This window comes from Gilliamella sp. B2828, from assembly GCF_026537125.1.
GTDB lineage: Bacteria > Pseudomonadota > Gammaproteobacteria > Enterobacterales > Orbaceae > Gilliamella.
Map to the genome: position 1 here is coordinate 29162 of NZ_JAFNMU010000013.1, position 13462 is coordinate 42623.

16 protein-coding genes are annotated in these 13462 nt (G+C 34.1%); 12 read left to right on the forward strand and 4 right to left on the reverse strand.

Annotation, left to right across the window (positions count from 1 at the left end; translation table 11 throughout):
- The first annotated feature begins 253 nt into the window (after positions 1 to 253).
- The 5 genes from J3U19_RS10205 to J3U19_RS10225 all read left to right on the forward strand — a co-directional run bounded on the left by J3U19_RS10205 (position 254) and on the right by J3U19_RS10225 (position 5336).
- A complete protein-coding gene (locus J3U19_RS10205) occupies positions 254 to 2563 on the forward strand; it encodes a DNA internalization-related competence protein ComEC/Rec2 (RefSeq protein ID WP_267346232.1) in 2310 nt (769 codons plus the stop codon).
- Positions 2564 to 2659: 96 nt separating this feature from the next.
- Positions 2660 to 3673, forward strand: coding sequence for a tetraacyldisaccharide 4'-kinase (lpxK, locus tag J3U19_RS10210; RefSeq protein ID WP_267341957.1), 1014 nt, complete (start codon positions 2660 to 2662; stop codon positions 3671 to 3673).
- Entirely contained in the window at positions 3670 to 3855 is a 186-nt protein-coding gene (locus J3U19_RS10215; RefSeq protein WP_267341919.1) for a Trm112 family protein, read from the forward strand. Before lpxK ends, J3U19_RS10215 begins: the two co-directional genes overlap by 4 nt.
- Before the next feature lie 20 nt (positions 3856 to 3875).
- Positions 3876 to 4640, forward strand: coding sequence for a 3-deoxy-manno-octulosonate cytidylyltransferase (kdsB, locus tag J3U19_RS10220; protein ID WP_267341918.1), 765 nt, complete (start codon positions 3876 to 3878; stop codon positions 4638 to 4640).
- A 3-nt stretch (positions 4641 to 4643) separates the two neighbouring features.
- Positions 4644 to 5336 (forward strand): DUF2461 domain-containing protein, encoded by a 693-nt coding sequence (locus tag J3U19_RS10225; RefSeq protein WP_267341916.1) that lies wholly within the window; start codon positions 4644 to 4646, stop codon positions 5334 to 5336.
- A gap of 15 nt (positions 5337 to 5351) precedes the next feature.
- Here J3U19_RS10225 and J3U19_RS10230 read toward each other — a convergent pair whose 3' ends face one another.
- Both J3U19_RS10230 and J3U19_RS10235 read right to left on the reverse strand, forming a co-directional pair.
- Complete coding sequence (locus tag J3U19_RS10230; protein WP_267346233.1) at positions 5352 to 6014, reverse strand: MarC family NAAT transporter; 663 nt, start codon at positions 6012 to 6014, stop codon at positions 5352 to 5354.
- A gap of 108 nt (positions 6015 to 6122) precedes the next feature.
- The gene (locus J3U19_RS10235) at positions 6123 to 6644 is read right to left on the reverse strand and encodes a single-stranded DNA-binding protein (RefSeq protein ID WP_267341914.1); all 522 of its coding nucleotides are present in this window, start codon (positions 6642 to 6644) and stop codon (positions 6123 to 6125) included.
- A 227-nt stretch (positions 6645 to 6871) separates the two neighbouring features.
- Here J3U19_RS10235 and corA point away from each other — a divergent pair, with 227 nt between their 5' ends.
- The 4 genes from corA to J3U19_RS10255 all read left to right on the forward strand — a co-directional run bounded on the left by corA (position 6872) and on the right by J3U19_RS10255 (position 9654).
- Positions 6872 to 7813 (forward strand): magnesium/cobalt transporter CorA, encoded by a 942-nt coding sequence (corA, locus tag J3U19_RS10240; RefSeq protein WP_267341913.1) that lies wholly within the window; start codon positions 6872 to 6874, stop codon positions 7811 to 7813.
- Positions 7814 to 8007: 194 nt separating this feature from the next.
- The gene (locus J3U19_RS10245; RefSeq protein WP_267346235.1) at positions 8008 to 8967 is read left to right on the forward strand and encodes a glucokinase; all 960 of its coding nucleotides are present in this window, start codon (positions 8008 to 8010) and stop codon (positions 8965 to 8967) included.
- A gap of 19 nt (positions 8968 to 8986) precedes the next feature.
- Positions 8987 to 9235, forward strand: coding sequence for a YcgL domain-containing protein (locus J3U19_RS10250; RefSeq protein WP_267341911.1), 249 nt, complete (start codon positions 8987 to 8989; stop codon positions 9233 to 9235).
- A complete protein-coding gene (locus J3U19_RS10255) occupies positions 9232 to 9654 on the forward strand; it encodes a YcgN family cysteine cluster protein (RefSeq protein ID WP_267341910.1) in 423 nt (140 codons plus the stop codon). Before J3U19_RS10250 ends, J3U19_RS10255 begins: the two co-directional genes overlap by 4 nt.
- Positions 9655 to 9693: 39 nt before the next feature.
- Here J3U19_RS10255 and J3U19_RS10260 read toward each other — a convergent pair whose 3' ends face one another.
- Complete coding sequence (locus J3U19_RS10260; protein ID WP_267346237.1) at positions 9694 to 10251, reverse strand: YggT family protein; 558 nt, start codon at positions 10249 to 10251, stop codon at positions 9694 to 9696.
- A 37-nt stretch (positions 10252 to 10288) separates the two neighbouring features.
- Positions 10289 to 10990, reverse strand: a complete 702-nt coding sequence (locus J3U19_RS10265) for a YggS family pyridoxal phosphate-dependent enzyme (RefSeq protein ID WP_267341908.1) — start codon at positions 10988 to 10990, stop codon at positions 10289 to 10291.
- Positions 10991 to 11026: 36 nt separating this feature from the next.
- Between J3U19_RS10265 and J3U19_RS10270 the strand changes: the two genes are divergently transcribed.
- From J3U19_RS10270 to J3U19_RS10280, 3 genes are all read left to right on the forward strand, one after another.
- Positions 11027 to 11971, forward strand: a complete 945-nt coding sequence (locus J3U19_RS10270) for a type IV pilus twitching motility protein PilT (protein WP_267341907.1) — start codon at positions 11027 to 11029, stop codon at positions 11969 to 11971.
- 129 nt (positions 11972 to 12100) lie between these two features.
- Entirely contained in the window at positions 12101 to 12910 is an 810-nt protein-coding gene (gene proC, locus J3U19_RS10275; RefSeq protein WP_267341906.1) for a pyrroline-5-carboxylate reductase, read from the forward strand.
- Between the two features lie 306 nt (positions 12911 to 13216).
- A complete protein-coding gene (locus J3U19_RS10280) occupies positions 13217 to 13426 on the forward strand; it encodes a cold shock domain-containing protein (protein WP_267341905.1) in 210 nt (69 codons plus the stop codon).
- Positions 13427 to 13462 lie beyond the last annotated feature (36 nt).

Genomic DNA, 13462 nt, shown 5'->3' on the forward strand with positions numbered 1-13462 from the left:
CTGTCAATAAATTACTATACTATTATAAAATTTCCCTACATTAGCAATTCTTTATTATCAAATCAACCTTATTTTTGTTCTGATAGTTAACAATATTTTCACAATAAAATGATGAAATAAACTTATTATCTGAAAATTACTCTCAATTCATAGATAAATTGGAAGCCAGCTCTAACATTACACGATACATTGATTAATTCAAATCACCATGCGATATGTTAAGTGTTCTATCAAATGAAGCTTATTTAGATTAATGCGACAATTATTATCAGTTGATTTATTGGCAATCATATTTTCATTGGGTTGTTTGCCATTGATGTTTTTACCTTCACTGCTCGGTGATGTTCAATGGTATATCATAGTTTCAATATTAATTGTTTTAATTTTGATTGTGCCGTTTCAATTGCAAAGTTATATGATTGTCATTTCTGTATTTTCTATTAGTTTTTTATGGTCTATAGCGTATTGTAAACAATATTTTACAAGAATTGAGCCATACATCGACAAAATTGTTGTGGTAAAAGCAGAAATTAAAAGTATAAACATTCAAGATTTAACTACGCCAACAGATCCTTATTATGTAAAAATTGCAGTCAATGATGATTCTCAACCTTTTATATACCCTAAGGTAACCATATCGGTATATTGGGATCAACAAATCAAGCCAAAAGCAGGGCAAATTTGGCAATTAACTTTGAAAACAAAAGCAGTACATGGCTATTTAAATGAAGGTGGATTTGATAGCCAACGTTTTGCTGTAGCCAATCGAAACCTTCTATCTGCAAAATTATTTCAAGCAGAGTTAATTGAAGATAATTTGAACATTCGGCAGTTTATCGCTGATCATTCGTTACCCTACATTGATTCATTTACTTATCAAGGTATTTTATTGGCATTCGCTTTTGGTGATCGCAGTCAAATGATTGATGAGCATCGTTTCATTATGATGCAAACAGGCGTTGCACACTTAATGGCTATTTCAGGTATGCACATTTTGCTGATTTTTGGTCTTTGCTGTACTTTTATAAAAGTTTTGATGTTTTTTATTCCTCAGCGTTTTATATATTTTTTTTTCCCACTGATAATAGGATGGTTAGGCGCACTATTTTATGCTTGGTTAACTGGGCTTAGTCCCCCTACATTACGTGCTATACTAGCATTGTCTATTTGGATATATTTACGTTTCAAAAATAGTCAAATCAGTGCCTGGCAAAAATTAAATCGTATCATTGCACTATTATTATTCTTTGATCCGTTAATGATTCTATCTGAAAGTTTTTGGTTATCTTGTTATGCGGTAATAAGCTTAATTTTTTTATTTGATTGGTTACCTTTGCCTAAAGTGATAAACAATAAAAAACGTTGGTATTGGTTCAGGTTGTTGCATTTGCAATTGGGTTTGATCTTATTATTGTTACCTATTCAATTGGTTATCTTTCAAGGGATAAGTTTGGTCTCTTTGTTAACAAACTTGATTGCTATTCCTGTTATTACCTTATTCACTTTGCCTGCTATTATTTTAGCGCTGTTATTTAGTGTCATTCATTGTTCGCATCTTGCGTTATGGTGTTGGTTTATTGCGAATAAATCGCTGGAATGGCTATTTATCTGCTTGGATAAATTTAATTTTTTATGGCTTGATATTTCTCCTGATTTTTATCTTTTAAGTATTATCGGTTGGCTCTCCTTGGTTGTTGTACGTACCGAGTTATGGCGGCGCTTTAGTGTTACATTATTAATAATCTTGATGATACTTTGCACCCCCTTTTTTAAACAACCAGAGAATTATTGGCGGTTAGATATGCTGGATGTTGGGCATGGACTGGCGATTGTTATTCATAATGGCAAATCAGCAATTTTGTTTGATACGGGAGCTAGATGGGAACAAACTTCCGCAGCAGAGCGGATTATTCTACCCTTTTTACGATGGCATAATTTGAATTTGGATGGGATCATCATCAGCCATCAACATAATGATCATATAGGCGGTTTAGCTTTACTTCAACGTCGTTTTCCTAAAGCTTGGCTAATGAGCTCATCTTCAGCATTAGATAACCATCATCAATGTTTAGCGGGCAACACTATTGTTTGGAATCATTTGTTTTTGAATGTGTTATGGCCAACTCAATTAGTTCAATATGCACAAAATGCCGATTCGTGTGTGATACAGATGAGCGATGGGCATTTTTCAGTACTTTTAACTGGGGATTTAGAACGTAATCAAGAATATCAATTAGTAACAAAATATCGAAATAAATTAGCATCAACTATATTGCAAATTCCTCATCATGGAAGTAGTACTTCATCTAGTTATGCTTTTTTAAATCATGTTAAACCAGTAAAAGCATTAGCCTCAACTTCTCGATATAATCCATGGAAGTTACCATCTGGTAATGTAGTAGCAAGATATCAAGATCTACACATAGATTACTATATTACTGCTAAAACAGGGCAAATCAGTCTGATTTTTGAAAATCAAAAATGGGTATTAAAAACGATGCGCAGTGAAATTAAACCAAGATGGTATCATGATTGGTTTGGTAGTTTACCGATTTATGAGTAAAATAACTTATCTTTTGCTGTAAGCAACTAATTTAGTCAATGCTATATCGAAAAGATATACAAAAAACTATAAACATAATTGAGTGATATTAACGTGATGATTGAAAAACTTTGGTATGGTAAAAATCGGTTATTTTGGTTACTAATACCATTTTCTCTATTATATGGAATAATTGCGTTTGTTCGTCGCTTTTTATATAAAATGGGTATTTTCAAATCCTGGCACTCACCCGTACCTATCATTGTTATTGGTAATTTATCGGTAGGAGGTAATGGCAAAACGCCATTGGCTATCAGTTTAATTGAAGCGTTGGAAGCAAAAGGATTGAAAGTTGGTCTTGTCTCACGTGGCTATGGGGGCAAAGCGGAAAACTATCCACTTATTTTAGATAATACGACAACAACCGATCAGGCAGGTGATGAACCCGTTCTCATTTATCAACGAACCCATGTTCCTGTAGCCGTCTCGCCTAATCGTTGCCAAGCCGTTAAAGCATTATTAAAAAAAAACCAATTAGATGTAATTTTAACTGATGATGGTCTGCAACATTATGCATTAGCTCGAGATATTGAAATTGTCGTAGTGGATGGTAAACGATTATTTGGTAATAATTGGTGGATGCCAGCAGGTCCAATGAGAGAGAGAAGCAATCGGTTGAAATCGGTTGATTTAATTATCGTAAATGGTGATAGTGTAAATAATTTAGTCGAGCAATATCCCGATAAAACATACACCATGCAATTAATACCAAAATATGTGATTAATTTGCTAACCAAAGAAAAGAAAGAGTTATCTTCGTTATCAAACATTTGTGCCGTTGCTGGTATTAGTAATCCACAAAGATTTTTTGATATGTTGATTAGTATGAAGGCTGACTTAAATAAAACCGTCGCTTTTGCTGATCATCAAAAATTTTCCTTATCATTATTAAATAATGTCGCACGTCGTGAGCAGACATTGTTAATGACTGAAAAAGATGCTGTCAAATGTCAGCTATTTGCTGAACCCAATTGGTGGTTTTTGCCTATTGATGCTGTGATACCAAAACCAGCCATTGATCATATCTGTTTATTATTAGATAAAATAAATCTCAAAGAGAATAAAAAATGAAACAAATTTTATTAAGTGCACTTGCTTGTCCTAAATGCCATGGACAATTGCAGTATGATGCAGAACATCAACAATTAATTTGCCAAGCGGATAATCTGGTTTTTGCGATTAAAGATAATATTCCTGTATTGCTTGAATCCGAAGCACAATCATTCAACCAATCACCATCTATTAAAGAATAAAAGAATATAAGGCTTTAGTTATGAAATTTTCGGTTATTATTCCAGCTAGGTATGCTTCGAGTCGTTTACCCGCTAAACCATTGGCAGATATCCATGGTAAACCAATGATTGTACGTGTTATGGAGCAAGCACAAAAATCTTCAGCCCATCGTGTTATTATTGCTACTGATCATCAGCAAGTCTTTGATGTGGTTAAAGCGTATGGTGGTGAAGTTATTCTAACTAGTGATAAGCATCATTCAGGCACTGAACGTTTAGCTGAAGTGATTAATCGTTATCAATTCGCTGATGATGAGATAATTGTTAATGTGCAAGGTGATGAACCATTAATTCCTCCTGTAATTATCGATCAGGTGGCTAAAAACCTAGTGCAATATAAAACGGGGATGGCAACATTAGCTGTAACTATTGATTCACCACAAGAGGCTTTTAATCCTGGAGCAGTAAAAGTTGTAACCGATAAAGATGGTTATGCGTTATATTTTTCTCGTGCAATTATTCCTTGGGAGCGTGATCGATTTGCTAAATCAACCGATTTACTGAAGCAATCAAGCATCGGTGATTTTTATCTACGTCATATCGGCATTTATGCTTATCGTGCAGGTTTTATTCGACAATATATCAATTGGGCTCCATCATCCCTTGAGCAAATTGAAATGTTAGAACAACTGCGGGTGCTTTGGTATGGTGAAAAAATTCATGTGGCAGTTGCCAAACAATCTCCTGCAATTGGTGTAGATACTCAAGAAGATTTAGAAAAAGTAAGAACATTATTTAAGGAGTAAGCAATGGCAAACTTTACTGGTTTTACGCAAGCAGGGCTCAATTTTCTACAAGATGCTTGGATCAACAATAGTAAACCGTGGTTTGAAGAGCACCGTGCAATTTATGACAACGATTTAATTAAACCTTTTCGCTTACTGGTCGAACAACTCACACCAGAAATGCTTAGTATTGATGAATGGTTTGAAACGCGCCCAGCGATTGGTAAAACGATATCGCGTATTCATCGTGATACGCGGTTTTCTAATGATAAATCCCTTTATCGCAGTCGTTTATGGCTAACATTTAAACGACCTAATCGTGATTGGAAAGAAGCGCCTGCTTACTTTTTTGAAATAACCCCAAGTAGTTATCAATATGGACTTGGTTATTATTGTTCTTCAAAACAGACAATGGATATTTTTCGACAAGAAATTCTTAATGATACGAATAATTTTCTAGATATGACTCGCTGCGTTAAAAAACCATTTGAATTGGTTGGTGAAAGTTATAAACGCCCATTAATTAAAGAACAAGATGAAAAGATCGCGACCTGGTACAACCGTAAAAATTTAGCTGTGATGGTAACAAACAATCATGTTGAAGATGTGCTAAATGAAGAATTACCTAAAAAATTGGCAAAAGGATTTAAACAGTTAGTTCCACTTTATGATTATTTAATGAGAGTGGAAATGATTAAAAATATCCCAAAACTTTGAATTTTATAATAAAAACTATATATTTGGGAAATTCATTACTAATTCTTTAATGCCATTAATAATAAATTGTGTACCTACACAAACTAACAAAAATCCCATAATTCTTGAGGTGGCTTCAATGCCACTTTTTCCCATAAATCGCATAATATTACCAGCACTACGCATACAAAACCATAGTATAATACATAATGATAAAGGAACCAGAATCGACGCAGCGTAAACAACCCAAGTTGAAATATCGTAGCCTCCGCTTTTAACTGTTGAAGACATACTAATGATCATTGCGATAGTTCCTGGACCTGCGGTACTTGGCATAGCTAGTGGCACAAAGGCAATATTATTGGAAACTTCTCTCTTTTTAGCATCTGCCTCAAGGGTCTTATGAGATGGCTGTTGAGGAAACAACATTCTAAAACCTATAATACCAACAATCATTCCTCCTGCTATACGTAAACCGGGAATAGATATTCCAAATGTATTCATCACCAGTTGTCCACAATAAAAGGAAACAACCATAATCAAAAACACATAAATACAAGTTAATTTTGATTGGTTATTACGTTCTTCATTGGTCATATCGCCAGATAAACCCAATAAAAGTACAACGGTGGTTAATGGATTAGTTAATGGGACAAAGAGAATTAAACCAAAGCCAACAGTTTGTAACAGTTCCAACATAGCTATATCTTCTATCCATTAGAAATTACAGCTAAGTATAAATGAAATAATTAAAAAATGATATATGGGCGCGTAGATTCACGCCCAAATTTAACAGTGGTAGTCATTTTAGAATGGAATATCGTCATCAAAATCCATTGGTGGTTCAGGTGCTTTAGGTTGTGGTGCTGGTACATTTTGATTGGGTTGACGAGATGACGCTGCGGGTGCCGATGACATATTATTAGCACTTTGCCCCCAATTATGAGAACCATCATCAAAATTATCATTACTATTTCCACGTGAACCTAGAATTTGTAAAGTTCCACCGATAGGATTAATTACTACTTCCGTTGTGTAACGATCTTGTCCTGATTGGTCTTGCCATTTTCGAGTTTGTAATTGTCCTTCAAGATAAACTTGAGTGCCTTTTTTAATGTATTCACCTGCAATTTCGGCTAATTTACCAAAAACGACAACTCGATGCCATTCAGTGCGATCACGGGTTTCTCCGGTTTGTTTATCTCTCCATGATTCTGAGGTTGCTACACTAAAATTAGCTACAGCATTTCCATTTGGCATGTAACGGACTTCGGGATCTTGTCCTAAATTACCAACTAAAATGACTTTATTTATTCCTCGGTTTGCCATTATAAACTCCTAAAAATTGCATAAGTATTTAAGTGGCATATTGTAACATGAGACAATAGTAATATCAGCGAATTTAATTTATTAATGGAATTTTTATCCCATTTTATAAATTTGTAAATATGTAGAAAGATTGGGTTAGACATAGGAATTTTTAGCCATAACGAGTATAATGCCTACCATTTGTTAAAGTATTGTTCTAAAACGTTCCCCTTACTACAGGAGTCCTTATGATTAATGCGTTTGGATTAAAAAACAAACAATTAGTAAAAATTAATGAAAGCGATATAAATAATGCGACTTGGGTTGATTTAATCGAACCAGAAGAAGCCGATCGCGATTTTGTTTTAACACATTTAGGACAAAACTTAGCAACGAGTATTGAATTAGACGACATCGAAGCGTCAGCTCGTTTTTTTGAAGACAATGAAGGCTTACATGTTCACTCATTTTTCTTTTATGAAGATGCAGAAGATCGAGCCGGTAACGCAACGGTTGCATTTACAGTACACAATGGTCGACTTTTTACTTTACGTGAACGTGATTTACCGGCTTTTCGTTTGTATCGAATGCGATCACGTTATCAGGGGATGATCGATGGGAACCCATACGAAGTATTACTTGACCTTTTTGAAGTTAAAGTTGAACAGTTAGCTGACCAAATTGAAAACATATATAGTGAGCTGGAAGAATTAAGTTTGATAATTATGGATCGTTCATCTCAAGAACATTACGATGAAGCAATTACATCATTGGCCGAACTTGAAGATACTGCATGGAAAGTTAGACTTTGTTTAATGGACAGTCAACGAGCAGTCAATTATCTTGTGCGTCGTGCGAAGATGCCAGTAGACCAATTGGAACAAGCTCGTGAAGTTATTCGCGATATTGAATCACTTGTTCCACATAATGAATCATTATTTCAAAAAGTAAATTTTTTAATGCAAGCTGCAACCAGCTTCATCAATATTGAGCAAAGTCGAATTATTAAAATATTTTCAGTTGTGTCTGTTGTATTTCTACCTCCAACTGTGGTGGCATCGGCTTATGGTATGAACTTTGAAAATATGCCAGAATTGAAATGGGAATATGGTTATCCATTTTCGTTAATCTTGATGTTACTCGCAGGGGTTGCACCTTATATTTATTTTAAACTTAAAAAGTGGCTATAAATCTTATTTACTTATAATGGTAAAATAATTATCTGCTGACTAGTTAGCAGAAGTGTTTATTGTGGTAATCATCAGTTAAAGGAATAAACTTAATGTAACTAGTTAATCATATTACCAGTTTTGCTTTCTTTAATAAATGAATGTAATGCTTGTTTTTTTAAAGAAATGAATTAATTTTTACAGAAGGGAATAACATGAACCAACATGCACTAGTTACTGATATTGGTGGAACCAATGCCAGATTTGCACTTTATAATTTAGCAACTAACGAACTGTCAGCGATTACTAAAATTCCAATTTCAAAACACGATGTTTTATTAAATTTAATCAAAGAGTACTTACAAGCACAAACAGTCAAAATTGATTCAGCCTGCATCGCCATTGCTTGTCCGATAGGGGATGAAGATATTATCAATATGACAAACAATAATTTGTCATTTTCACGGTCAGAACTGATTAAAGAATTAGGTTTGGTTAAGCTTGAAGTCATTAATGATTTTACAGCTGTATCGACATCCATTCCTAAATTATCTAAACAAGATCTGGTCAAAATTGGTGGTGATGAGTCTAATTTAGATTATCCGATCGCAGTTTATGGAGCGGGTACGGGACTTGGCGTATCGCATTTAATCAAGGTCAATGAACATTGGATCAGTCTGTCAGGAGAGGGGGGACATACTGAATTGCCCATGACGAACGAAGATGAAGATCGCATTTTAGCACAGCTACGGAAAAAATTTGGTCGTGTTTCTTCAGAACGCTTTTTATCAGGTAATGGCATTGTGAATATTTATCAAGCTTTATTACAAATTAATCATCAACCAGAAGAAGACATCACCCCCGATGTTATTGTTAAAAAAGCATTAGACAAAAGTTGCCCAATTTGTTTACAGACGCTTACCTATTTTTGTACGTTTATGGGGCGTTTTGGTGGTAATTTAGCTTTAACGCTTAATACGCAAGGTGGTGTTTATATTGCTGGGGGGATTGTACCGCGTTTTATTGAATTTTTTAAAGCATCCCCATTTAGATCAGCTTTTGAACATAAAGGTCGTATGTCATATTTAGTCAAAAAAATCCCAGTTTATGTGATAACACATGAAGATCCTGGTCTATTTGGCGCCGGTGTTTATTTACAAAATAGTCTTAAATAATTGAATAAGGTTCCATTCTATGATGTGGTGTTATATTTATCGAAGTACTAAAAAAGAAAATTGTTATTTATATATGGAAAATGAAAAGGATTTTTCAGCAATTCCTGAAAAAATAATGTCTATTTTTGGTTCTCCAGTGTTTGTAATGAAGGTACTACTCGATGGTAAACGCCAATTTGTGGTTGGTACTGCACAGGAAATAGAAGAAAGAATTAAAACGGAAGGATTTTTCTTACAAATGTTAAAAGAAGATGATTTTAAAGTATGATTGAGCCATTTTGGGAAAACAAAACTTTAGAACAAATGACCGATGATGAGTGGGAACAGCTTTGTGACGGCTGTGGTCAGTGTTGCTTAAACAAATTACAAGATGAAGATACAGGTCAAATATTATATACCAATGTTGCTTGCAATCTGCTTGATTCTAATACTTGCCAATGCAGGCATTATCATAATCGTTTTGCCTATGAACCGGATTGCATTAAGTTGACACGAGAAAATCTTCTCACTATAGAATGGTTGCCGTTGACCTGTACTTATCGTTATTTTTCAAAAACAGGACAACTGCCTCAATGGCATCCTCTGATAATGGGAAATAAAAAGCTTATGCATAAATTAAAAATTTCAGTTAAAAACCGAATTGTGTATGAAAAAGATGTGATTTGTTGGGAAGATCATATTCTTTAAAAAGGGAGCTGGTGCTCCCTTTTTTTCGTTTGAGATGATTTAGAGTAAAATCCATATGTAGCCCACAAGATCGAAAGCGAGCATATTCAAAAACATCAAAATAAATACAAAAATCATAAAGGAAATATCAATCATCCCAAGGGGAGGGACAATACGACGGATCGGAGCTATAAAGGGTTCGGTTAATTGAGTCAGTAACTCATCGGCTCCAGAATGTCCTCTGCTTACCCAACTGAGAATTGCTCGAAATAGTAATAACCAAAATAAAAGATGCCCTACAGCATGAACTATTGCAGCGACAGCATATAAAAGATATTCAATAGTAAATAGTGGAGCATTCGTTAAGTTAAAGTATAAAACAAAAATAATTTTGAGCACTGCAAGCAGATATAACAGAACCCATGTAGCTGTATCAACATGTCCAATTGACGGAATCACCTTACGTAATGGAGCAATAATAGGTTGGGTTATTTTAACAATAAATTGGGTGAAAGGATTATAGAAATTTACGCGTACACGTTGCATCCATAATCTTAAAATCAAAACATATAAACCAATGGTTAAAACGGTTTTCCCCAAAAAGAAAATCGATGTCATTTAAAATTCCTCAAAATAAAGATATTCGGTCAATATATCATAAATACTGCCGTGCACCAAAGATAGCCGTACCAATACGAACCATGGTGCTGCCCGCAATAATGGCTGCCTGCATATCACCACTCATGCCCATAGATAATGTGTCTAAAAATGGATAATCTTTCTGTAATGATTGTAAAAGTTTTTGCATCTTAGAAAACACATTAACTTGTTTATTAAAGTCATTTTCAATTTCAGGGATTGCCATTAGTCCACGTAAATTTAGATTAGGCAAGGTGACAATCTGATTAACTAAATCAGCAACCTCTTCAGGTTTTACCCCAGATTTACTGGCTTCTTGACTAATATTAACTTGAATCAACACATTCAATTTAGCCAAATTTGTGGGTCGTTGATCATTTAATCTTTGTGCTATTTTAAATCGATCGATGGTATGCATCCAATCGAAGTGTTCAGCAACCAATTTACTTTTATTCGATTGTAATGGACCTATAAAATGCCATATCAACTCATTGTTTGGCAGGTTTTTATTGAAATACTGAATCTTTTCAATACCCTCTTGGACATAATTTTCGCCAAAAACTAATTGACCTGCATCAATAGCCTCCATAATTTCCTCAACAGGTTTGGTTTTACTCACGGCAATAAGTTGTATTGTATTGGGATCTCTTTCGCACTTTTTAGCAATTCTTTCAATATCATTTTTAATGTTAAGTAAATTGTCTTGTACTGTATTCATGTTAATTCTCAAAGGATAATTAATAGGTAAAATTTAATGTTAAACTCAATGTTGGCACTTAGTGTAACGCAAAATGCGTCGGATTTGCACCTTTCAAGTGGTGAAGCGCCTTACGTTCGTATTAACGGACAATTACAGTTTTTAGTTGTTGATAAGCTTATACCAAATACTCTTGAAATGGCATTATTTCATTTAATGAATGAAACCCAAAAAAAAATTCTGAAGCAATATCAGCAAATAGATTTTGCTTATCACTTGCCTAAAGTAGGGCGATTTAGAGTGAATATTTTTTATCAGCACCGTGGTATTTCAGCCGTGTTTCGCGTGATCAATCATCGTATTCCTACGTTATCTGATATTGGTGCTCCTGCTATTTTTAGTGAGCTTGTAAAAAATGATTCAGGTATCATTCTTGTAACAGGATCAACGGGCAGTGGTAAATCCACTACTTTAGCTGCTTTAATTCAATACATTAATATAACAATAGCGAAACACATTATTACGCTTGAAGATCCTATAGAATATATCTATCAAAATGATAAATCATTAATTCAGCAACGTGAAATAGCTGACTTTGGTCAAACCATTGATAGTTTATTAAGACAAGATCCGGATATCATTTTGTTAGGCGAATTACGCAATAAATCATCAATTCAAGCCGCATTGACTGCCGCAGAAACAGGTCATTTGGTTTTTGCTACTTTGCATACTAACTCAGCGATACAAAGTATTAATCGAATTGTTGATGTTTTTGAAGATCATTGTCGCGATTTTGTTCGCAGTCAACTTGCTAACTGCCTAAAAGCCATCATAAGCCAAAAGTTAATATGTCATAATAATGAACGTAAAGCCCTTTTTGAAATATTGATTAATACTCCTGCAATCAGTAATTTAATTAATGAAGGTAAGAGCAAACAAATTTTATCCCTTATGCAAACAGGCCAACAATATGGTATGCAAGTGATGCCAGACAGTTTTTAATAAAGTTTAAAAGTTGAATGATGTAATATTACTACTTCAATCCAGAATGATTGCAAAAGATAAATTTTGAGTTTTAGCTAAAAAATAATCTATAATCAATTTTATTGACATTGATAGGAGTATAAAAAAATGGAACAACGTATTGGTTTAATTGGCTTAGGTAATATGGGAAATGCTATATTACAAGGTATTTTAGGAAGCAATATTGTATCGGGAACGCAGATTTATATCTATGATACTCATCCGGAAAAAGGAGAAGAATTAAATAAATCTCACGGAATAAATAATTTAGCTTCAGCAAGAGAGGTAGCTCGAGAATCCGATATTGTTTTTGTAGCCGTAAAACCTAATGTAATTATTGATGTTCTCAATGATATTCAAAAAGAATTAAAAAAGAATACCATTGTTGTCTCAATAGCGGCTGGTGTGACAATTAAAACGATTGCGAAAAGCATTGGTTATGAGCAAAAAATTATTCGTGTGATGCCAAATACACCAGCTCTAGTAAATGCTGCTATGTGCTCTATTACTCCTAATACTGAAGTTACAAATGAAGAGTTAACAACAGTACAAGAATTATTGAATTGTATCGGTGAAACTGAAGTTGTGTCAGAATATTTAATTGATGCAGTTATTGGAGCAAGCGGTTCTTCTCCAGCGTTTGTTTTTATGTTCATTGAAGCTTTAGCGGATGGCGCAGTTAAAGGAGGATTATCCAGAAAACAAGCCTATAAATTTGCTGCTCAAGCTGTTATGGGATCTGCAAAATTATTGCTTGAAACAGGTAAGCACCCTGGTGAGCTTAAAGATATGGTCTGTTCTCCGGCCGGTACGACTATTGAAGGTGTCCATGCATTAGAACAAAAAGGGTTTAGAGCGGCGGTTATTGACGCAGTTGAAGCAACAATAAAAAAATCTCAATCAATGGCTGAAAACTAATATACTTAAATAAATTATACTATTACAATGTAAATCTAACCTTATAAATTATTTTGTTTTGCTATTGTGAATAATTATTTTAAAAGATCGCTTGCATTAGTTATCTATTTATGAGTAAATAGGCTCCAGCATATGACATGCGGATTTATTTTGTAACATTTAGATATATGTAGTTGTAGTTTACTTTAAGTCAGGTATTGGTTTTCTTCAGTCTCTTCTTATCAGTGTTAATAAGTAGTCTAAGTTTTATGTTTTATGAGTATAGCCTTAATAGGTTAAGATTAATTTATTTATAGGAAGATTATTATGTCTAAGATTACTGGTCAAGTAAAATGGTTCAACGAAAGTAAAGGTTTTGGTTTTATTTCTCCTGCTGATGGTAGTAAAGATGTGTTTGTACATTTCTCTGCAATTACTGGTGATGGATTCAAAACATTAGGTGAAGGTCAACAAGTAGAATTTTCTATTCAAGATAGCCCACGTGGTCCTGCTGCAGCAGACGTTTCTGTGATCTAATCTTCATCTCTTATCTTATCAGTAAACCATTACTGG

Bases quoted from the DNA above. Each gene is read 5' to 3' on its own strand.
- J3U19_RS10205 (WP_267346232.1), top strand. From the start codon at position 254: ATGCGACAATTATTATCAGTTGATTTATTGGCAATCATATTTTCATTG.
- lpxK (WP_267341957.1), top strand. From the start codon at position 2,660: ATGATTGAAAAACTTTGGTATGGTAAAAATCGGTTATTTTGGTTACTA.
- J3U19_RS10215 (WP_267341919.1), top strand. From the start codon at position 3,670: ATGAAACAAATTTTATTAAGTGCACTTGCTTGTCCTAAATGCCATGGA.
- kdsB (WP_267341918.1), top strand. From the start codon at position 3,876: ATGAAATTTTCGGTTATTATTCCAGCTAGGTATGCTTCGAGTCGTTTA.
- J3U19_RS10225 (WP_267341916.1), top strand. From the start codon at position 4,644: ATGGCAAACTTTACTGGTTTTACGCAAGCAGGGCTCAATTTTCTACAA.
- J3U19_RS10230 (WP_267346233.1), bottom strand. From the start codon at position 6,014: ATGTTGGAACTGTTACAAACTGTTGGCTTTGGTTTAATTCTCTTTGTC.
- J3U19_RS10235 (WP_267341914.1), bottom strand. From the start codon at position 6,644: ATGGCAAACCGAGGAATAAATAAAGTCATTTTAGTTGGTAATTTAGGA.
- corA (WP_267341913.1), top strand. From the start codon at position 6,872: ATGATTAATGCGTTTGGATTAAAAAACAAACAATTAGTAAAAATTAAT.
- J3U19_RS10245 (WP_267346235.1), top strand. From the start codon at position 8,008: ATGAACCAACATGCACTAGTTACTGATATTGGTGGAACCAATGCCAGA.
- J3U19_RS10250 (WP_267341911.1), top strand. From the start codon at position 8,987: ATGATGTGGTGTTATATTTATCGAAGTACTAAAAAAGAAAATTGTTAT.
- J3U19_RS10255 (WP_267341910.1), top strand. From the start codon at position 9,232: ATGATTGAGCCATTTTGGGAAAACAAAACTTTAGAACAAATGACCGAT.
- J3U19_RS10260 (WP_267346237.1), bottom strand. From the start codon at position 10,251: ATGACATCGATTTTCTTTTTGGGGAAAACCGTTTTAACCATTGGTTTA.
- J3U19_RS10265 (WP_267341908.1), bottom strand. From the start codon at position 10,990: ATGAATACAGTACAAGACAATTTACTTAACATTAAAAATGATATTGAA.
- J3U19_RS10270 (WP_267341907.1), top strand. From the start codon at position 11,027: ATGTTAAACTCAATGTTGGCACTTAGTGTAACGCAAAATGCGTCGGAT.
- proC (WP_267341906.1), top strand. From the start codon at position 12,101: ATGGAACAACGTATTGGTTTAATTGGCTTAGGTAATATGGGAAATGCT.
- J3U19_RS10280 (WP_267341905.1), top strand. From the start codon at position 13,217: ATGTCTAAGATTACTGGTCAAGTAAAATGGTTCAACGAAAGTAAAGGT.